Source organism: Thermus sp. LT1-2-5 (assembly GCF_040363165.1).
Lineage (GTDB): Bacteria > Deinococcota > Deinococci > Deinococcales > Thermaceae > Thermus.
In genome coordinates, this window is the sequence record NZ_BSRG01000001.1 from 176313 (window position 1) to 195496 (window position 19184).

The 19184-nt window shown below is 67.2% G+C and carries 14 protein-coding genes and 1 CRISPR repeat array; of the genes, 8 read left to right on the forward strand and 6 right to left on the reverse strand.

Features of this window, described 5'->3' with window-relative positions; all coding sequences use genetic code 11:
* The first annotated feature begins 1 nt into the window (after nucleotide 1).
* From ABXG85_RS00900 to ABXG85_RS00910, 3 genes are all read left to right on the forward strand, one after another.
* Nucleotides 2-1126 carry a metallophosphoesterase family protein gene (locus ABXG85_RS00900; RefSeq protein WP_353511853.1) on the forward strand — a complete coding sequence of 375 codons (1125 nt, stop codon included), beginning with the start codon at nucleotides 2-4 and terminating at the stop codon, nucleotides 1124-1126.
* Nucleotides 1110-3977: an AAA family ATPase gene (locus ABXG85_RS00905; RefSeq protein ID WP_353511854.1), complete on the forward strand. Its 2868-nt coding sequence runs from the start codon at nucleotides 1110-1112 to the stop codon at nucleotides 3975-3977. The genes ABXG85_RS00900 and ABXG85_RS00905 overlap by 17 nt, the downstream gene beginning before the upstream one ends.
* A 420-nt stretch (nucleotides 3978-4397) precedes the next feature.
* Nucleotides 4398-4816: a CRISPR direct-repeat array (repeat unit 37 nt; unit sequence GTTGCACGAGATGCTTCCCCGTCAGGGGATTGCGATC).
* A 262-nt stretch (nucleotides 4817-5078) separates the two neighbouring features.
* Nucleotides 5079-6065 (forward strand): pectin acetylesterase-family hydrolase, encoded by a 987-nt coding sequence (locus ABXG85_RS00910; RefSeq protein ID WP_353511855.1) that lies wholly within the window; start codon nucleotides 5079-5081, stop codon nucleotides 6063-6065.
* On the opposite strand, the gene ABXG85_RS00915 is transcribed toward ABXG85_RS00910, so the two are convergent.
* On the reverse strand, nucleotides 6019-6795 hold the full coding sequence (locus ABXG85_RS00915) for a hypothetical protein (RefSeq protein WP_353511856.1): 777 nt from the start codon (nucleotides 6793-6795) through the stop codon (nucleotides 6019-6021). The two genes, ABXG85_RS00910 and ABXG85_RS00915, sit on opposite strands and share 47 nt — an antisense overlap.
* Nucleotides 6795-9110 carry an ATP-dependent DNA helicase RecG gene (recG, locus tag ABXG85_RS00920; protein ID WP_353511857.1) on the reverse strand — a complete coding sequence of 772 codons (2316 nt, stop codon included), beginning with the start codon at nucleotides 9108-9110 and terminating at the stop codon, nucleotides 6795-6797. Before recG ends, ABXG85_RS00915 begins: the two co-directional genes overlap by 1 nt.
* Nucleotides 9111-9125: 15 nt before the next feature.
* Between recG and ABXG85_RS00925 the strand changes: the two genes are divergently transcribed.
* From ABXG85_RS00925 to malQ, 5 genes are read left to right on the forward strand one after another with little or no spacing between them, the layout of a single operon-like run.
* Nucleotides 9126-10340, forward strand: a complete 1215-nt coding sequence (locus ABXG85_RS00925) for a M16 family metallopeptidase (protein ID WP_353511858.1) — start codon at nucleotides 9126-9128, stop codon at nucleotides 10338-10340.
* On the forward strand, nucleotides 10330-11550 hold the full coding sequence (locus ABXG85_RS00930) for a M16 family metallopeptidase (protein ID WP_353511859.1): 1221 nt from the start codon (nucleotides 10330-10332) through the stop codon (nucleotides 11548-11550). The genes ABXG85_RS00925 and ABXG85_RS00930 overlap by 11 nt, the downstream gene beginning before the upstream one ends.
* Nucleotides 11540-12400 carry a DMT family transporter gene (locus ABXG85_RS00935; protein ID WP_353511860.1) on the forward strand — a complete coding sequence of 287 codons (861 nt, stop codon included), beginning with the start codon at nucleotides 11540-11542 and terminating at the stop codon, nucleotides 12398-12400. The genes ABXG85_RS00930 and ABXG85_RS00935 overlap by 11 nt, the downstream gene beginning before the upstream one ends.
* 15 nt (nucleotides 12401-12415) lie before the next feature.
* Nucleotides 12416-13288, forward strand: a complete 873-nt coding sequence (locus ABXG85_RS00940; protein WP_353511861.1) for a 3-hydroxybutyryl-CoA dehydrogenase — start codon at nucleotides 12416-12418, stop codon at nucleotides 13286-13288.
* 41 nt (nucleotides 13289-13329) lie between these two features.
* Nucleotides 13330-14829 (forward strand): 4-alpha-glucanotransferase, encoded by a 1500-nt coding sequence (malQ, locus tag ABXG85_RS00945; protein WP_353511862.1) that lies wholly within the window; start codon nucleotides 13330-13332, stop codon nucleotides 14827-14829.
* A 39-nt stretch (nucleotides 14830-14868) separates the two neighbouring features.
* On the opposite strand, the gene sucD is transcribed toward malQ, so the two are convergent.
* Genes sucD through radA form a run of 4 tightly spaced genes read right to left on the reverse strand, consistent with a single transcriptional unit; the run spans nucleotide 14869 to nucleotide 19181 of the window.
* Nucleotides 14869-15735, reverse strand: coding sequence for a succinate--CoA ligase subunit alpha (gene sucD, locus ABXG85_RS00950; protein WP_353511863.1), 867 nt, complete (start codon nucleotides 15733-15735; stop codon nucleotides 14869-14871).
* The gene (gene sucC / locus ABXG85_RS00955; protein WP_486401631.1) at nucleotides 15732-16868 is read right to left on the reverse strand and encodes a succinate--CoA ligase subunit beta; all 1137 of its coding nucleotides are present in this window, start codon (nucleotides 16866-16868) and stop codon (nucleotides 15732-15734) included. Before sucC ends, sucD begins: the two co-directional genes overlap by 4 nt.
* 43 nt (nucleotides 16869-16911) lie before the next feature.
* Entirely contained in the window at nucleotides 16912-17916 is a 1005-nt protein-coding gene (locus tag ABXG85_RS00960) for a PIN/TRAM domain-containing protein (RefSeq protein ID WP_353511865.1), read from the reverse strand.
* Nucleotides 17913-19181 (reverse strand): DNA repair protein RadA, encoded by a 1269-nt coding sequence (gene radA / locus ABXG85_RS00965; RefSeq protein WP_353511866.1) that lies wholly within the window; start codon nucleotides 19179-19181, stop codon nucleotides 17913-17915. Before radA ends, ABXG85_RS00960 begins: the two co-directional genes overlap by 4 nt.
* Between the last annotated feature and the right edge of the window lie 3 nt (nucleotides 19182-19184).

The following is a 19184-nucleotide window of genomic DNA, read 5'->3' on the forward strand; positions in this document are numbered from 1 at the left end:
CGTGCGCCTCCTTCACACGGCAGATTGGCACCTGGGAAAGGTATTAAAAGGCGTGGACCGCACCCCCGAGATCGGGGAGGCCCTAAAGGCGCTTTTGGAAATCGTCAAGAAAGAGCGGGTGGACCTGGTGTTGGTGGCGGGGGACCTCTTCGACCGGCCCCAGGTTTCTGCGGAGGCGGAGGCCTTGGCGGTGGAGTTTTTCCTGAGGCTTAAGGAGCTTGGGGTGCCCGCCTTGGTCATCGCCGGGAACCACGACCCCAAGGAGCGCCTCGAGGCCCTCTCCCCCCTCCTGGCCCTGGCGGGGGCCACGGTGCGGGGCCGGCCCCTGTTCCGCGAGGAGGGGGGGGTAGTGGAGGTGAAGGGCCTAAGGGCGGCCCTCCTCCCCTTCATCTCCGAGAGGGTGCTGATGAAAAAGCTCTGGCAGGAGGCGGAGGAGCGCCACCGCGCCTACGCCGAGAACATGCGGCGCATCCTGGGCAACCTGGAAAGCCCCCTGATGCTGGGCCACTTCGCCGTGGTGGGGGCGCGGCCCGGGGGAGGGGAGTTCGCCTTTCACCTTTCCGAGGCCTACGCCGTGCCCGCCTCCGCCCTTCCCCTTTCCGCCCGGTATGTGGCCCTAGGCCATATCCACCGCCAGCAGGCGGTGTCCGAAACCCCCTTGGCCTGGTACTCGGGAAGCCTGATCCAGTTGGACTTTGGCGAGGGGGAGGAAGGGGAGCGGGGGGCGCTATTGGTGGAGCTTCCCCCCTCGGGGCCCCCCAAGGTCCACCCCATCCGGGAGCGCTGGGGCAAGCCCTTAAGGACCTACCGCCTTCCCCCCGAGGCCCTGGACGGGAGGCTAGAGGAGCTAAAGGACTTTCCTGGCTACCTCAGGCTCGTGGTGGAGGGAAGGCTTTCCCCCGTGGTCAAGGAAAGGCTTTTCCAGGCCCTGCCCAACCTTCTGGCCGTGGAGGGGGCGGGGGCTTTGCCCGGGGAGTTCCAAGAAGAAGGGGGGGCGGAGCTTGGCCTCCTCGAGGCCTACGCCCGGTACCTGGAGGAAAAGGGGCGCAAGGAGGAAGGCCTTCTGCAAGGTCTAAAGCAGGTCCTGACGGAGGTGGAGCTTGAGGCCCTTGCGCTTGGAGCTTGAGGGGTTTGGCCCCTACCGGGAGCGGCAGGAGGTGGACTTCTCCGACGTGGAGCTCTTCGCCATCACCGGGCCCACGGGAAGCGGCAAGAGCACCCTTTTAGACGCCATGGCCTTCGCCCTTTACGGCCTCGTGCCCCGGGTGGGCCGCAACGTGGGCAATCTGGTCCACCCCGGCTTGGGGGAGGCCCGGGTGCGCCTCACCTTCCAGGTGGGGGGAAGGGTCTACCGGGTGGAGCGGGTGCGGGGCAGGAAGGGGGAAGGGCGGCTTTTTGAGCTGGAGGCGGGCGGGGAGCGCCTGGTGCCCTGGGAAAACCTGGAGAAGCTCAACCAAGGGATAGAGGACCTCCTCGGCCTCTCCTACGAGGCCTTCACCCGGGCCCTCCTCCTGCCGCAAGGGGAGTTTGACCGCTTCTTGAAAGGGGAGGCCAAGGAGCGCAGGCGCATCCTCCTGGACCTCTTCGAGCTTTCAAGGCTGGAGAAGGCCAGGGAGAAGGCGGCCTCCAGGCGGGCTTCCTTGCTGGAGGAAAAGGGGCGCCTGGAGGGGGAGCTACGGGCCCTCGAGGCGGTCACCCCGGAGGCCCTGGAGGCCCTGGAGGAAGAGCGTGCCCGCTTGGAGAAGGAGGCGGAGGGGCTAAGGGAAGAGGCGAGGCGCCTGGAAAGGAAGGCCAAGGAGGGGGAAGGTCTGGTGGAGCGCCTGGAAGAGCGCCACCACCTGGAAACGAGAAAGGCGCGTCTCCTGGCGGAGGCCCCTGCCATGGCGGCCCTGCGGGAGCGCCTGGCCCAGGCGGAGGAGGCGGCCCGGGTCCTGCCCCTGTGGCAGGCCTACCGGGAAAAGGAAGCCGCCCTGCAGGCCACGGAGGCGAAGCTTAGGGGGCTATGGGAGAGGCTTGCGGACCTGGAGGGCAAGCGGCAGGCCCTGGCCTTCCACCCCGAGGCCCTGCGGGAGGCAAGGGAAGCCCTCCTGAAGGCCCAGGAGCTGAAGGCCCTCGAGGCCCTCTGGCGCCGGGTGGGGATAAGGGAACACCCAAGCCCCCGCCGGGACGAGAAGGCCCTGGAGGAGCTTCTGGCCAAGGAGCCCCTGCTGGAGGGGGAGGTGCGGGCCTTAACAGCCTGGGCCGAGGCCAGGGCGAAGCGCTTGGCGGAGGAGGGGGCCTTGGCCGAGCTCAAGGAGAGGCTGAAGGAGGTGGAAGCCCAGGGCAAGGCCCAAAGGGAGGAGGTAGAGGCCCTGGCCCAGGCCCTCAAGGGGGCGGAGGCCCACGCCCTAACGGAGGAGCTTTCCCGCCTGAAAGCGGCCTTGGAGCGCCTCCAGGGAGAGAGGGCGCGCCTGGAAGGGGAGCTCGCCGCCCTGGAGAGGGAGGAGAGGCGGCAAGGGCTAGCCGCCTACCACGACCTCCTGGAGCCGGGCAAGCCCTGCCCCCTGTGCGGCGGCTTGGTCCACGCCCTGCCCCCACGGCCGAAAGGGCTGGACCTGGCCCCGCGGCGGCAGGCCCTGGAAAAGGCGCTCAGGGAGGTACTAGAGGAGCTTGGGAGCCTGCGGCAGGCGGTGTTTCAGAAGGAGAAGGCCCTGAGGGAGCTAGGGGTGGAACCCAGGCCTGGGGACCTGGAGGCCCTGAAGAAGGCCCAGGCCGAGGCGCAGAAGGCGCTAGAGGACCTGCGGGACCATTACCAGGGGCTGAGGAGCAGGGTGATGGACAAGCAGAAGGATGTGGAGGAGCTTCGGGCGGCGGAGGCCCGCCTCCGCCCGGACCGGGAGGGGGAAGCGGAGGCCCTCCTCGCCGAGGCCCAGGCCGCCTTGGCTGCCTTACGGGAGGAGAAGGCCGCCTTGGGGGCCGGGCTTTACCAATACCTCCAGGCGGCCACGGGGGGCAAGGGGGTGAAGGCGTACCTGGAGGCCCTGGCCCAGGAGGTGGCGGCCCTAGAGGAGAAGGAACAGCGCGACGGCGAGCTCGCCAAGGCCTTGGAGGAGGTGCGCAGGGACCTCGCTGCCCTTCAGGCCAAGAAAGAGGAGCAGGTAAAGGCCCTGGCCGAGGCCCAGAACCTGCTCTCGGGGCTCATGCCCGAGGAGGAGGCGAGAAGCCTCTACCTTCCCCTCGAGGAGGCGGAGGCCCTGCGAGGCCGCCTAAAGGCCCACGAGGAGGAGCTTGGCCAGGTGGAGGCCCTCTTGAAGGCTTTGCCCCCCTTACCCGACATCCCCTTGGAGGAGGCCAAGGCCCGCCTTAGGGAACTCCGGGAGGCCCTGGACCGGGCGCAGGAGAGGCTCGGCGAACTCAACGAGCGGGTTGCCGTGTTGCGAAGCCAGGCAGAGGCGCTTCGGGAGGGGCTCAAGCGGCGCCGGGAGTTGGAAGGCCGCTTGGCGGAGGTGGTGCGGGAGGTGGACCTGTGGGACAAGCTGGCCCGCGACCTTCAGGAGAACAACTTCCCCGCCTACCTCCTGGGCCTACGGCAAAGGAACCTGGTGGAGCGGGCGGACGCCCTCCTCTCCACCCTCTCCGGGGGCCGCTACCGCCTCTTGGGCAAGGGGGATGAGTACGAGGTGTATGACCTCTGGACCGAGGCCCGCCGCCCGGTGAAGACCCTTTCCGGGGGGGAGAGTTTCCTGGCGAGCCTCTCCTTGGCCTTGGCCCTTTCCGAGGAGCTTTCCCGGGGCCGCCTGGGGGCGCTCTTTTTGGACGAGGGTTTTGGCACCCTGGACCCGGAGGCCCTCGAGGTGGTGGCCGGGGTATTGGAGGGCCTCCCCACCAAGGGGAGGCTGGTGGGGATTGTGACCCACGTGGAGGCCTTGGCGGAGCGGCTTCCCGCAAGGCTACGCGTGCGCAAGCACCCTTCCGGTAGCCGGGTGGAGTGGGCCTGAGGGAGCTGCCTTGTCGGGTTTCCCGGAAGGGGTTTACGGTTTCCTTTTGCTTCAAACTTTGATAGCTACTTCCCTAATCTGCCTAAATACGACAGAACAGGAATGTTTGATACTTCACCAAAGCGAAGGGTTGATGCCAGGCCCCTTCTTGTCCTGTGTTTGGACTTGGTCAACGTTTTCGGTCTTGTGCTATACTTGGGGTGTCGGCCCTGGCCGACGGGGTTCTTGAAAGCCAGTTTTCCCCTTGAGGAAGGCGAATATGCGCTTTTTCCTTTTCAACGACCCTTCCGCAAGTGGCTTGCAAACGGGCTAAACCCCCAAAAACCGCCCTTATACGGCGTGTGCATATTCCAAGCTTCATCTTTCTCACAAACCCCCCTCCAGGAGTGCCGTCCAGGACGTAGCAGAAAAGGGGGTGCCGTTGCACGAGATGCTTCCCCGTCAGGGGATTGCGATCTAAAGGGGCTTGCAGGAGGGTGGTGATGGCGTTGCCAAGTGTTGCACGAGATGCTTCCCCGTCAGGGGATTGCGATCGTTAGGGTGGAGTGGGCGGCATCATGAGGCTTATTCGCGAAGTTGCACGAGATGCTTCCCCGTCAGGGGATTGCGATCTAACCCATCCGCGGCTAAACCTACGCCTAAAGAACAAGTTGCACGAGATGCTTCCCCGTCAGGGGATTGCGACTCCTGGACGTCTTGCTCGGTGTGGGCTCCCTGATATCCCACGTTGCACGAGATGCTTCCCCGTCAGGGGATTGCGACCCCCGGGACACCCCTAAAGCCTTCGCCGCTTCATCGATGGGTTGCACGAGATGCTTCCCCGTCAGGGGATTGATACGGTCTTGTTTGTCAAGCCACCTGGTCCAGCTGACCGGCGTAGTAGGTCCTGAGCCGCCCCATCATCCGGCGTAAAAGCTAGGAGGCCGCGTCTAGGAGGGCCTGTTTTGCGCTCCGGGCGGGGAAGCGGCGAGCATCCCCACCCCCTCGTCGCGGTGGCCCCCCGTGGAGGGGGCCAAAGCTCTCCTTGCGCGAGGGAGCCCTTTGGGCTACCTTTTCTTGACCCGGTCCAAGCCCTCTTTTAGACTGGGGGCGGAGGTGGAAATGAAACGGCTTCTAGCCCTCCTTTGGCTTTTGGGTTTGGCCCTAGCTCAGGGGCTTGCCCTTTGGCAGGCGGTGGAGGTGCCGGGCGGGGTTTGCGCCGACGGGTCTCCCTACCGCTTTTACGTGAGCCCAGGGGACCCCAAGAAGGTGGTCTTGGACTTCCAGGGGGGTGGGGCCTGTTGGGACGCCGCCACCTGCGGCCCGGAAAGCCGCACCTACCGCAAGCGGGTGGACACGCAGGAGCTCGCCCTCGCCCAGGGCATATATAACCGCATCAGCGTGGTCAACCCTTTCCACGGCTGGACCCACGTCTTCATCCCCTACTGCACCGGGGACCTCCACGTGGGCCGGGCCACGGTGGACTACGGGGGCTTCAGGGTTCACCACCAGGGGGCGCGGAACGTCCAGGCGGTGCTGGAGTACGTCTTCAAGAACCACACCAACCCGGAGCGGGTCTTCGTCACCGGGTGTAGCGCCGGGGCCTACGGGGCGGTCTTCTGGGCGGACAAGGTGCTGTCCACCTACAGGAACGCCCAGGTGGCGGTCTGCGGGGACGCCGGGGTGGGGGTGCGCACGGAGGGCTTCCCGGGCTTCGCCCGCTGGAACCCGCGCCTGCCCGACCTGCCGGGCCTCTCCCCGAACCCCGAGGTTTCGGAGATCTACTTGGCCTTGGCCCGGGCCTACCCAAAGGCGGCCGTCGCCCAGTACACCACCGTCCTGGATGGCACCCAGATCTTCTTCTACGGCCTCATGAAGGGGGAGGCCACCCCTTCCGAGGCCACCGCCCGGGAGTGGGCGCAAAAGGCCCTGGAGGCGGTGCTCCGCCCGGCCCAGGCGGAAAACTACACCTTCTACCTGGCCCCCGGGGGCCAGCACTGCATCCTGCCCCGGCCCGAGCTGTACACGGTGAAGGTGGGCGAGGTAAGCTTCTTGGACTGGCTCAGGGGCCTGGCGGAGGGGAAGGTGCCCCCTCGAGTGCGCCCCTGAGGCCGAAGCCGGCGAACCAACCCTTCAGCCCGGGGTAAAGCGCCAAAAGCAGGCGGTGGCCCTTCCTGCGGTCCAGGGGGGTCTCCGCCAAAAAGGCCCTTAGGAGGCGGTCCCCGTCTTCCCGAAGGAGCTCTTCCGCCTTGAGGGTGAACTGGGCCTGGAACCAAAGCGCCCCCGCAAGCCCCCCACGCCGCCGTTCGTAGGCGGAAAGGCTTTTTCTCTTGGGCGTGAGACGGGCGAGGTAGCGGCTCCAGGTGAGGAGGAGGTCCGCCAAGGAGGGGCTGGCCTCCCTTAGGGCTAAGAGGAAGAGGTAGTTGGCGAAGAACTCGTCCAGCCACCTGGCCCCCGTGCGGAGCCGCCAGGCCACCTGGACGGCGTGGGCGTACTCGTGCCCCAGGTTGAGGTCTAGGAAGGCGGGGATTTCCCCGGGAGGGGGCCCCAAGGGCAGAAGGGCCTCCCGCAGGCGGTGGAGGAGCCTTTCCGGGTAGGTGAGGGGGGCGTAAAGGGCCAGGCCCTCGAGCCCGGCGTGCTGGAAGGGGAGGCCGTAGGGGTAGGGAAGCCGGGCCCGCCAGTCCTTTTCCGAGAGGATGTAAAGGGCCACGGGGGGAAGGGGGGCGTAGCGGGCGTAGACCTCCCTAAGGGCCAGGAGGTAGTCCCTGAGGGCCCGCGCCCGCAAAGCCCCCCCTTCCGAGAAGAAGGCGGGAAGGTGGGGGTGGGGGAGGGCCCGCATCAGATCACTTCCCTAAAGCCGATGCGCTCTGCCTGGGCCTTGAGCTCCGCCTTCAGGGCCTGGTGCTCGGGGCGGGAGAGGTCGGGGTCGGCCTCGAGGATCCGCTTGGCCAAGGCCCGGGCCCGCTCGATGATCCCCGTGTCCTCCGCCAGGTCGCCCAGCCGGAGCTCGGGGTAGCCCGACTGCCGCGTGCCCCTGAGCTCCCCGGGGCCCCTTAGCTTCAGGTCCACCTCGGCGATGTAAAAGCCGTCCGTGGACTCCTCCAGGACCTTGAGCCGCTTGAGGGTTTTCTGGCTTGCCTCCCCCGCCAGGAAGATGGCGTAGCCCTCGAGGCCCCCCCGCCCCACCCGGCCCCGGAGCTGGTGGAGCTGGGCGAGGCCGAAGCGCTCGGCGTTTTCCACGATGATGAGGGTGGCCTTGGGGATGTCCACCCCCACCTCGATCACCGTGGTGGAAACGAGAAGGTCAAAGGCCCCTTGCCGGAAGGCCTCCATCACCTTTTCCTTTTCCCGGGCCGGCATTTTGCCGTGGAGGAGGGCCATGCGCACCTCGGGGAGGAGGGCCTTGAGCTCCTCGTAGAGGCTTTTCGCCGCCTTGAGGTCCAGCTCCTCGTTCTCCTCGATGGCCGGGGCCACCACGAAGACCTGGTGGCCCTTTTTCACCTCCTCCCGGGCGAAGGCGTAGGCCTGGAGACGGAGGCGGTGGGGCAGGACCTTGGTCTTCACGGGGGTACGCCCGGGGGGCATCTCGTCCAGGAGGCTCACCTCCAGGTCCCCGTAGAGGGTGAGGGCCAAGGAGCGGGGGATGGGGGTGGCGGACATCACCAGGACGTCGGGGGGGGTGTGGGCCAGCTTGAGGAGGGCCCGCCGCTGCAACACCCCGAAGCGGTGCTCCTCGTCCACCACGGCGAGGCCCAAATCCCTAAAGGCCACCCCCTCCTGGATGAGGGCGTGGGTGCCCACCGCCACCTGGGCCTCCCCCCGGCTCAGGCGCCCGATTGCCGCTTCCTTTTCCTTCGGGCTCATGGAGCCCAAAAGGAGCTCCACCCGCACCCCTAGGGGGAAGAGGTAGCGGGTGAGGTTTTGGAAGTGCTGTTGCGCCAGGATCTCCGTGGGGGCCATGAGGGCCCCTTGCGCCCCGTTTTGCGCCGCCAGGTAGAGGGCGAAGGCGGCCACCACCGTCTTCCCCGAGCCCACGTCCCCCTGCAGAAGGCGGGCCATCTGCCTCGGGTTTTGCATGTCCTGGGCGATTTCCCCCATGACCCGTTCCTGGGCCCGGGTGAGGGGGAAGGGGAGGGCCTTCTTGAAGGCTTCCACCCAGGCCTCCTCCACCCGGAAGCTCCGCCCCAGGACCATCCCCCCGGCGTCCAGGAGGGCCTTGAGTTCCAGAAGGAGGTACTCGTCAAACTTGAGCCGCAAAAGGGCCCGCTGGAGCGCCTCCTCGTCCTCGGGGAAGTGGATCTGCCGCAGGGCCTCGTTGTAGGGCAAAAGCCCCTCCGCCTCCCGGTAGGAGCCCAAGGGGTCGGGAAGGGGCAGGGCCAGTTCCAGGGCCCGTTGCACCGTGCGCCGGAGGAAGGCTTGGCTTATCCCCTCCTTGGCAGGATAGATGGGGACGATGCGCCCGGTGGAAAGGGACTCGGCCCCTTCGTCCTCGAAGTGTTCCACAAAAAGCTGCACGCCCCCCCGCCGCTGCACCCGGCCCGTGACGATGAGGGTGGCCCCCTCCTCCACTTGGGACAGGACCCAAGGCTGGTTGAACCAGACCAAGGTGAGCCGCCAGCCCCAGGCGTCTTGGGCCTTCACCTGCACCACCTGCATGCCCTTCTTGGGGGTTTTGATCAGCTCTTTGCTAAGGACCTTCACCTGCAAGGTGGCCTTCTTCCCATCCTCCAGAAAGCGCACCCCCGGCAGGGTGCGCCGGTCCTCGTAGCGGCGGGGGTAGTACTGGAGGACGTCCCGCACCGTGTGGAGGCCGAGCTCGGAAAGCTTCTTGCGGCTTTGCGGGGGGGCGAGGCGGTGGGCGGGCTCCTCCGGGGCTAGGCGGGAAGGGGGAGGGCTTGGGGGCTTTTCCTGTTCCTGGGGAAGGCCGTCTTGGAGAAGGCGGATGGCGGCTTCTAGGACCTTCTTCCGCGCCTCGGGGGTTTTGGCCCCGTAGCCCTGGAAGAGCCGCTGGACCTCGGGGAAGGGCCGGGCCAGGTTGTGCACCAGGCTTTCCAGGCCCCCCACCACCACCCGGTCCAACGCCCCGTCTTTGAGCTCCCGCAGAAGGGGCCGTAGAAGCCTCTCCCGAAGTTCCCCTTCCCTCACGCTCCCCATGATACCCTTAGGCCTGTGAGCCGCGTGGAGCGACTACCGAATGGCCTCCTCTTGGCCCTGGAGGAAAGGGACTACCCGGGGGTGGCCTTTCAGCTTTTGGTCCCCGCTGGGGCGGTGAACGAGCCCGAGGGGCTGTTGGGGGCGAGCGCCCTCCTCGAGGCCTGGCTTTGGAAAGGGGCGGGGGACCTGGACGCCAGGGGGTTGGCGGAGGCCTTGGACGCCCTTGGGGTGCGGCGGAATAGCGGGGCGGGGCTGGAGTACACCGCCTTCTCCGCCGCCTTTTTGCCCGAGGTGCTGGAGGAGGTCTTCCGCCTCTACGCCCTTCTTCTCACCCGGCCCCGCCTTCCCGAGGAGGGGTTTGAGGCGGTGCGGAGCGTGGCCTTGCAGGCCCTCCTTTCCCAGGAGGACCAGCCAGCGCGGAAGCTCCTTTCCGAGCTACGTCGCCACGTCTTCCTCTCCCCCCACGGCCGCGACCCCTTGGGGGAGGAGGAAAGCCTAAAGGGGGCGAACCCGGAGGCGGTGCGGGAGGACTTCCGGCGGCGCTACACCCCGAAGGGGGCCATCCTGGCGGTGGCGGGGGGGGTTTCCTGGGAGCGTCTCCTTGGGGCCATCGAGCCCCTCTTGGCCTGGGAAGGGGAGGAGGCCTTTTACCCTGCTCCAGAGCTTTCTGAGCCCCACCGCTTCCACCTGGAAAGGCCCACGGCCCAGGTGCAGATCGGCCTGGCCTACCCCGACGTGGGGCCGGAGGACCCCCGGTTTTACGCCGCCCGGCTCGCCCTGGAGGTCCTCTCCGGGGGCATGTCCAGCCGCCTTTTCACCGAGGTACGGGAGAAGCGGGGCCTCGTCTACGCCGTTTCCGCCTTCCCCGCCGGGGTTAAGGGCCAGGGCCTCCTTATGGCCTACGCCGGCACCACCAAGGAGAGGGCGGGGGAAACCTTGGCGGTGATGCTGAGGGAGATGGAGCGCCTGCAGGAAGGGGTGGCGGAGGAGGAGCTGGCCCGGGCCAAGGTGGGCCTAAAGACCGCCTTGGTCCTCGCCGACGAGTCCGTGAGGAGCCGGGCCGCCTCCATGGCCCGGGACCTCTTCTACCTGGGGCGGGTGCGCCCCTTGGCGGAGATAGAAGGGGCCATCGCTGGGACCAGCCTCGAGGCGGTGAACCGCTTCCTGCGGGAACACCCCTACCGGAACCCCTGGGTGGGGCTTTTGGGAGAGGTAAGCCATGTTTCGTGAGGCAGAGCTAAAAAACGGCCTGAAGGTCATCGCCGAAGTCCTGCCCGAGGCCAAGAGCGTGGCCCTGGGCTACTTCGTGAGAACAGGGGCCCGGGACGAGGCCAAGGAGGAAAGCGGGGTAAGCCACTTCCTGGAGCACATGGTCTTCAAGGGGCCCGAGGGGATGGACGCCCTTTCCGTGAACCTGGCCTTCGACCGGATGGGAGCCCAGTACAACGCCTTCACCTCCGAGGAGGCCACGGTCTACTACGGGGCGGTGTTGCCGGAGTTTGCCTTCGAACTTCTGGCCCTCTTCACCCGGCTCCTGCGCCCCGCTTTGCGCCAAGAGGACTTCGACACGGAGAAAAAGGTCATCCTGGAGGAGATCGCCCGCTACGAGGACCGCCCCGGGTTCATGGCCTACGACTGGGCCCGGGCCCGCTTCTTCCGGGGCCACCCCTTGGGGAATAGCGTCTTGGGCACCAAGGAGAGCATCACCGCCCTCACCCGGGAGCAGATGGCGGCCTACCATGCCCGGCGCTACTTGCCCAAGAACATGGTCCTCGCCGCCACGGGCAAGGTGGACTTTGAGCGGCTTTTGGCCGAGGCGGAGGCCCTCACCGCCTCCTGGCCGGAAGGGGAGGCGGGACGGGCTTACCCCCCCTTATCCCCGGCCACGGGCCTGGAAGAAAGGCCTTACGAGAAGGCCCGGGCCCTTTACCTGGTGGGGCTTTTCCCCGGGGTGGCCTACCAGGAGGAGGCCCGCTTCGCCGCCCAAGTGCTCACCCACCTTCTGGGGGAGGAGGGCTCGGGAAGGCTCCACTTCGCCCTGGTGGACCGGGGCCTGGCGGAGGTGGCCTCCTTCGGCCACGAGGAGGCGGACCGGGCGGGCTTCTTCCACGCCTACGTGCAGGCGGACCCCGGCAACAAGGAGGCGGTGCTTTCCGCCCTTCAGGAGGAGCTCGTCCGCCTGCGGCGGGAGGGGGTGCGGGAGGAAGAGGTGGAGCGGGCCAAAACCCCCTTGGCCACCGCCTTGGTCTTCGCCGGGGAGACCCCCATGGGCCGGCTTTTCCACCTGGGGATGGAGTACCTGTACACCGGCCGCTACCTCTCCTTGGCGGAGCTCAAGGACCGGATCGGCCGGGTTTCCGCCCGGGAGGTGAACGCCCTGTTGGAGCAGGGGCTTTTGGACGGAGGCTTCTACTACCTGGTCGTGCCCCATGGAGCCTAAAGCCTTAGGGGCGGCCCTCATCACCATCCTCTTCTGGGCGAGCGCCTTCGCCGGCATTCGGGCCGGCCTCCAGGGCTTGGCCCCGGGGCACCTGGTCCTGCTCCGCTTTTTGGTGGCGGGTAGCCTCCTCCTCCTTTACGCCCGCTTCCTGCGCCTGCGCCCTCCTCGGCGGGAGGACCTGCCCCGGCTGTTCGCCTTGGGTGTCTTGGGCATCACCGTGTACCACACCGCCTTGGTTTACGGGGAGCTTACGGTGAGCGCCGGGGCGGCTAGCCTCCTCATCGCCACCGGGCCGGTCTTCACCGCCTTGCTTTCCCACCTCCTCCTGGGCGAGAGGCTGGGCCCCAGGGAGGTCCTGGGCTTTGGCCTTGCCCTTGGGGGTTCCGCCCTCATCGCCTGGGGGGAGGGTGGGGGCGTGGCCTTGAGCCCGGGGGCCTTTTTGGTCCTGGTGGCGGCGCTTTCCACCTCCTTCTACTTCGTTTTGCAAAAGCCCCTCTTCGCCCGCTACCGGAGCGAGGAGATGACGGTCTACACCCTGGTCCTGGGCACGCTTCCCCTTTTGGCCTTCCTCCCTGGGCTGGGCGAGGCCCTAAAGGAGGCGCCGCGGCCTGCCCTTTGGGCCGCCTTGTACCTGGGGGTGTTCCCCGGGGCTTTGGCCTACCTCACCTGGACCTACGCCCTTTCCCGGACCCCGGCCTCGAGGCTCTCCTCCTTCCTCTACCTCTCCCCCCTGCTCGCCCTACTCATTGCCTACCTCTGGCTCGGGGAGGTGCCTTCCCCGCTTTCCCTCCTGGGCGGGGGGCTCGCCCTTTTGGGCGTCCTCTTGGTGAACCTACGGGGCGTAAAATAGCCCCCGAGGTGGCTTATGGAAGTGAAGACCATCGGCGTGGTGGGGGCGGGCCAGATGGGAAGCGGCATCGCCCAGGTGGCGGCCCAAGCGGGGTACGAGGTGGTGCTGGTGGACGTGGCGGAGGGCTATCTGGAACGGGGTTTCGCCGCCATCCGCCGCTCCTTGGGGAAATTTTTGGAAAAGGGGCGCCTGAGTCAGGAAGCCCACGACGAAGCCCTGAAGCGCATCCGCACCAGCCTGGCCCTGGAAGCCTTGAAGGAGGCCGACCTCATCGTGGAGGCCATCGTGGAGGATGAGGGGGAAAAGCGGCGGCTCTTTGAGCGGCTCGCCACCTTGGCCAAGCCCGAGGCCATCCTGGCCAGCAACACCAGCTCCATTCCCATCACCGCCTTGGCCCGCTACTCCGGGCGCCCCGAGCGCTTCATCGGCATGCACTTCTTCAACCCCGTGCCCCTCATGGGGCTCGTGGAGGTGATCCGGGGCGAGCTCACCGCCCCGGAAACCCGGGACGTGGTGGTGGCCGTGGCCCAGCGTATGGGGAAGACCCCCTTGGAGGTGCAGGACTATCCGGGCTTCGTCTCCAACCGCCTCCTCATGCCCATGATCAACGAGGCCATCGAGGCCTTGCGGGAAGGGGTGGCCAGCAAGGAGGCCATCGACGGCGTCATGCGCCTGGGGATGAACCACCCCATGGGGCCCTTGGAGCTTGCGGACTTCATCGGTCTGGACACCTGCTTGGCCATTATGGAGGTGCTTCACAAGGGCTTCGGCGACGACAAGTATCGCCCTTCCCCTCTTTTGCGCCGCATGGTGCAGGCGGGGCTTTTGGGCCGCAAGGTGGGCCGGGGCTTCTACACCTACGACGAGAAGGGCAACAAGGTAGGCTAAGGGGTCTGGAAGCTTTTCCACGCGCGGGGTAGAGTGGAGGCATGATGCCCCGCGCGTACGGTTTGCTCCTCCACCCCACGAGCCTCCCGGGTCCCTGGGGCGTGGGGGTGTTGGGGGAGGAGGCCCGGGCCTTCCTGCGCTTTCTTCGGGAAGCGGGGGCCCGCTACTGGCAGGTCCTCCCCTTGGGCCCCACGGGTTACGGCGACTCCCCCTACCAGTCCTTTAGCGCCTTCGGTGGTAACCCTTACCTGATCGACCTGAGGCCCCTGGCGGAGCGGGGGTTTCTCCGCCTCGAGGGCCCCGGTTTCCCCGAGGGCAGGGTGGACTACGGCCGCCTTTACGCCTGGAAGTGGCCCGCCCTCAGGGCTGCGTTCCAGGGCTTCCAGGAAAAGGCTAGCCCAAAGGAGAAGGAGGCCTTTGCCCGCTTCCAAGAGGAGGAGGCGTGGTGGCTTCGGGACTACGCCCTCTTCATGGCCCTCAAGGCCCACCACGGGGGGCTTCCTTGGAACGCCTGGCCCCTTCCCCTGAGAAGGCGGGAGGAAGGGGCACTTAGGGAGGCGGAGGCTTCGTTGGCGGAGGAAATCGCCTTCCACGCCTTCACCCAGTGGCTTTTCTTCCGTCAGTGGCACGCCCTAAGGGAGGAAGCCGAGGCTTTGGGCATCGCCTTCATCGGGGATATGCCCATCTTCGTGGCCGAGGATTCCGCCGAGGTCTGGGCCCACCCCGAGTGGTTCCACCTGGACGAGGAGGGGAGGCCCACCGTGGTGGCCGGGGTGCCTCCGGATTACTTCTCGGAAACGGGACAACGCTGGGGCAACCCCCTCTACCGCTGGGACGTCTTGGAAAGGGAAGGCTTTTCCTTCTGGATCGCCCGCCTAAGGAAGGCGCTGGAGCTATTCCACCTGGTGCGGATCGACCACTTCCGGGGCTTCGAGGCCTACTGGGAGATCCCCGCCTCCTGCCCCACGGCGGTGGAGGGGCGCTGGGTCAAGGCCCCGGGGGAAAGCCTCTTCGCCCGCATCCAGGAGGTCTTCGGCCGGGTGCCCATCCTAGCGGAGGACCTGGGGGTGATCACCCCGGAGGTGGAGGCCCTAAGGGACCGCTTTGGGCTTCCCGGGATGAAGGTGTTGCAGTTCGCCTTCGACGACGGGATGGAAAACCCCTTCCTCCCCCACAACTACCCCGAGCACGGGCGGGTGGTGGTCTACACCGGCACCCACGACAACGACACCACCTTGGGCTGGTACCGCACCGCCACGCCCCACGAGCGGGGCTTTTTGGCCCGCTACCTGGCGGAGTGGGGGATCACCTTTGACGAGGAAACCGAGGTGCCCTGGGCCCTCATGCGCCTGGGGATGGCCTCCCGGGCTCAGCTTGCCGTCTTTCCGGTGCAGGACGTGTTGGCCCTGGGGTCCGAGGCGCGGATGAACTACCCGGGAAGGCCCCACGGCAACTGGGCCTGGCGGCTTCGCCCCGGGGAGCTTGGGGAGGCGCACGCCAAAAGGCTTTTGGCCCTGGCGGAGGCCACGGGCCGGGTGTGAAACGGGGCCCCCGGATGGGGGCCCCAAGGCCAAAGGCGTCTAGCCCAGGGCTTTTTTCACCAGCTCCACGATCTCGTCGATGGTGTCGGCCACGGGGATGCCCGCCTCGGCGAAGGCCTTGAGCTTGGACTCCGGGGTGCCCACATTCCCCATGATGATGGCCCCGGCGTGGCCCATGCGCTTGCCCTTGGGGGCGGAGCGGCCGCCGATGAAGCCCACCACGGGCTTTTTCATGTTCTCCTTCACCCAGGCTGCTGCCTCCTCCTCGTCCGAGCCCCCGATCTCCCCGATGAGGACCACCGCCTCGGTTTCTGGGTCCTCGTTGAAGAGGGGGAGGAGGTCTTTAAAGGTGGTGCCGATAACTGGGTCGCCCCCGATGCCCACGGTGGTGGTGGTGCCAATCCCCGCTTGGGACAAGGCGGCCGCCGCCTCGTAGGTGAGGGTGCCGGAGCGGCTGATGAGCCCCACCTTGCCCCGCTTGAAGACGTGGCCGGGCATGATGCCGATCTTGGCCTCCTCGGCGCTGATGATCCCGGGGCAGTTCCCCCCGATGAGGCGGCTACCTAGGGCCTTGATCTCCGCCACCGCCTTCACCATGTCCAGGGTGGGGATGCCCTCGGTGATGAGGACGATGAGGGGGATGCCGGCGTAGGCCGCTTCCAAGGCGGCGTCCGCCGCCATGGGGGCGGGCACGAAGATGATGGAGGCGTCTATGGGGTGGTTCGCCACCGCCTCCTTCACCGTGTCGTAGACGGGTAGGCCAAGAACCTCCGTGCCCCCCTTGCCCGGGGTGACCCCGGCCACGATCTTGGTGCCGTAGTCCAGCATCTGCTTGGTGTGGAACTGCCCTTCCCGGCCGGTGATCCCCTGGACCAGGACCCGGGTTTCGCGGTTCACCAGGATCACGCCGCACCTCCCACCATGGCCACGATGGCCTTGGCCGCCTCTATGGACGTGGGGTACATGTAGATGGGCTTACCCTCCAGAAGTTTCTTGGCCTCCTCCTCGGCGGTGCCCGCCACCCGCATGACCACGGGCTTGGTGAGGAGTCCCTCTTCCAAGGCCCGGATCACTCCCTTGGCCACCTCGTCCGCCCGGGTGATGCCGCCGAAGATGTTGATGAAGACCCCCTTCACGTCGGGGTCCTTGAGGACCACCTTGAGGGCGTTGTAGACCACGTCCGCCTTGGCCCCGCCCCCGATGTCCAGGAAGTTGGCGGGCTTGCCCCCTACCCGGTTCACCAGGTCCAGGGTGTACATGACAAGCCCCGCTCCGTTGCCGATGATGCCGATGTTGCCGTTGAGCTTCACGTAGGCGAAGCCGTAGTTGCTGGCCTCCACCTCCAGGGGGTGCTCCGCTTCCACCTCGCGGAGTTCCGCCAAGTCTGGGTGGCGGAAGAGGGCGTTGTCGTCCAGGACGATCTTGGCGTCGGCGGCCACCACCTGGCCGTCTGAGGTCACCACCAGGGGGTTGATCTCGGCGATGGAGGCGTCCACCCCCTCGTAAGCCCGGTAAAGGGCCACCAGGACCTGGGCCAGCTTGTTGAGGTTGCCCTCGAGGCCGGCCCGCTTCACCATCTCCCTTGCCTCAAAGGGGCGGAAGCCCTTGTGGGGATCAATCCAGAACTTGTGGATGGCCTCGGGGCGCTCCGCCGCCACCTCCTCGATGTCCACACCCCCCTCCTTGGAGAGCATGAGGACCACCCGCTTTTGCGCCCGGTCCAGGATGAGCCCGGCGTAGTACTCCTTGGCGATGTCCACCGCCTCGGCCACCAGGACCTTTTTCACCGTGAGGCCCTTGATGTTCATGCCCAGGATGGCCTGGGCCTTCTCGTAGGCCTCCTGGGGGGTGTCGGCGAGCTTCACCCCACCCGCCTTGCCTCTCCCGCCCACGTGGACCTGGGCTTTGATCACCACCCGTTTGCCGAACTCCTCGGCGATGCGCTTCGCCTCGTCTGGGGTGTAGGCCACCTTGCCGGGCGGCACCGGCACCCCAAAGCGGGCCAGGATTTCCTTGGCTTGATACTCGTGCAGGTTCAAGCTCCACCTCCTTGGCCGGCCAAGGCCGATGGGCATTATACCCCTAGGCCTCCACCGCAGGGCGGGCGAAAAAAAGGCGGCCTACCTGGGTCTGGATGGCCTGGGTTACCACCACCTCGATCTCCTGCCCCCGGTAGCGGATCCCCCCGTCCACCACCACCATGGAGCCGTCCTCCAAGTAGCCCACCCCCTGATGGGGCTCCTTCCCCTCCTTGAGGATGAGGAGCTTGAGGGTATCCCCCACCTGGAGCTGGGGCCTTAGGGCCTGGGCCAGGGCCTGCACGGAAAGGGCCCTCACCCCGTAGATGCGGGCCATCTGTAGGAGGGCGAGGTCGTTGCTCACCAAAGCCGCCCCCAGTTCCCGGGCCAGGAAGAGGAGCTTCTCGTCCACGCTCTCCCCTTTGGGGGTTTCCTCCAGGACCTCGAGGGCAAGGTGTTCCTTCAGCCTCTCCAGCGCCTCAAGTCCCCGCCTGCCCTTGGCCCGCTTGAGGGGGTCTTGGCTGTCGGCGAAGTGCTGGAGCTCCTTCAGGACGAAGTGGGGCACGTAGAGGGGCCCCTCCAGAAACCCCGTGGCCGCCACCTCGGCGATGCGGCCGTCCACCAGGACGCTGGTGTCCAGGACCTTGCCCCCTTTGGCCCTGTCCGGCCGGGGCAGGCGCAGGTAGTCCCGGTAGCCCAGGGCCAAATAGGAGAAAAGCCCCACCAGGAAAAGGGCGAGAAGAAGGCTGTGGTAAGGGGAAAACCCCGGCACCTGGGAGAGGAGGGAGGTGAGGAGCACAGTGAGAAGGAGGCCTAAGCTGGCCCCCAAGGTGAGGGCCACGGGCACCTCGGGGGGAAGGTCTTTTAGGCGAGGAAAGCGCCTTTCCCACCAGGCCTCGAGCCTGGGGGCGAGGAGGACCCCCGAGAGGAAGCCCGCCAAGACCAGGTAGAGCCGGTTTAGGGATAAGAGGCCAGCGGAGCGGGGAAGAAGGCCCAAGCCCTCCAAGCCCACCGCCAGCTGGTACCCCAAGAAGGCGAAAAGGAGGTATAGGAAGACCCGGCCGCTCATCCGAAGTACCTTTCCACCGCCTCCTTTAGCCCCCGGATGTTCCCGGGGTGGAGGAAGCGGGAAAACCCCGCCCGTTCCCCTTCCTTAAGCCGCCTCTCCAAGCCCATAACGCTTCGCACCTCGCCGAGAAGCCCCACCTCCCCCACCACCGCCAGGTCCGGGGGAAGGGGCTTGCCCACCACCGCAGAATACACCGCCAGGGCCACGGCCAAATCCAGCCCTGGGTCCTGCACCCGAAGCCCCCCCGCCAGGTTCACGTAGATGTCCAGGTTGCCCAGGGGTAGCCCAAGCCGCCTTTCCAGCACCGCCAGGACCATGTCCACCCGTCGGCCCTCGAGGCCCTGCACCACCCGGCGGGGGGCGGGGAAGGGGGTCTTGGCCGCCAGGGCCTGGACCTCGAGGGCCAAGGCCCTTTCCCCGGCCAAGGCCAAGGCGATGGCGCTTCCCGGAACCCCTAGGGGCCTTTCCAGGAGGAAGGCCTCGGAGGGGTTTTTCACCTCCAAAAGCCCCTTCTCCTCCATGCGGAAGACCCCGAGCTCGCCCACAGGGCCGAAGCGGTTCTTGGCGCTCCGCAACACCCGGTAGACCCCGGCGGTTTCCAGGTAAAGCGTGGCGTCCACCGCATGCTCCACGCTCTTGGGCCCCGCCACCACCCCCTCCTTGGTCACGTGCCCCACCAGGACCACCGCCGTGCCCGTGGCCTTGGCCAAGCGCACGAAGGCCCCCGTGGCCTCCCGCACCGCCACCAGGCTCCCCGGGCTTCCCCCGGCCTCGATGGTCTGGATGGAATCCACAAAAAGCGCTTCTGGGGGCTTGCGCTCCAGCAGGGCCAAAAGGGGCTCCAGGCGCGTTTCCCGAAGGAGAACAAGCTCTTCTAGGCCAAGCCGCCGGGCCCGGAGCTTGATCTGGCCCGGCGACTCCTCCCCCGCCACGTAGAAGACCTCCCGGCCCATGCGCTTGGCCATCTCCAGGAGGAGGGTGCTCTTGCCCACCCCAGGCTCCCCTCCCAGGAGGACCACCTCCCCGGGGACAAACCCCCCGCCCAACACCCGGTCCACCTCCTCGAGGCCCGAGGAGAAGCGCCCTTCTTCCCCTTCCTCCACCCGGGAAAGAAAGTGGAGGGAGGCCTCCTTGGGCGCCTCCCGCTTTGGGGGGGTGGGGGCCACCTCCTGGAAGCTTTCCCAGGCCCCACACCCCGGGCACCGCCCCAGGGGCTTAGGGGTGCGGTAGCCACACTCCACGCAGACGTATGCGGTCTTCCCCATGGT

Coding starts and splice junctions, on each gene's coding strand:
- ABXG85_RS00940 (WP_353511861.1), top strand. CDS start 12,416: ATGGAAGTGAAGACCATCGGCGTGGTGGGGGCGGGCCAGATGGGAAGC.
- ABXG85_RS00935 (WP_353511860.1), top strand. CDS start 11,540: ATGGAGCCTAAAGCCTTAGGGGCGGCCCTCATCACCATCCTCTTCTGG.
- recG (WP_353511857.1), bottom strand. CDS start 9,110: ATGGGGAGCGTGAGGGAAGGGGAACTTCGGGAGAGGCTTCTACGGCCC.
- ABXG85_RS00915 (WP_353511856.1), bottom strand. CDS start 6,795: ATGCGGGCCCTCCCCCACCCCCACCTTCCCGCCTTCTTCTCGGAAGGG.
- ABXG85_RS00930 (WP_353511859.1), top strand. CDS start 10,330: ATGTTTCGTGAGGCAGAGCTAAAAAACGGCCTGAAGGTCATCGCCGAA.
- ABXG85_RS00910 (WP_353511855.1), top strand. CDS start 5,079: ATGAAACGGCTTCTAGCCCTCCTTTGGCTTTTGGGTTTGGCCCTAGCT.
- ABXG85_RS00960 (WP_353511865.1), bottom strand. CDS start 17,916: ATGAGCGGCCGGGTCTTCCTATACCTCCTTTTCGCCTTCTTGGGGTAC.
- malQ (WP_353511862.1), top strand. CDS start 13,330: ATGATGCCCCGCGCGTACGGTTTGCTCCTCCACCCCACGAGCCTCCCG.
- radA (WP_353511866.1), bottom strand. CDS start 19,181: ATGGGGAAGACCGCATACGTCTGCGTGGAGTGTGGCTACCGCACCCCT.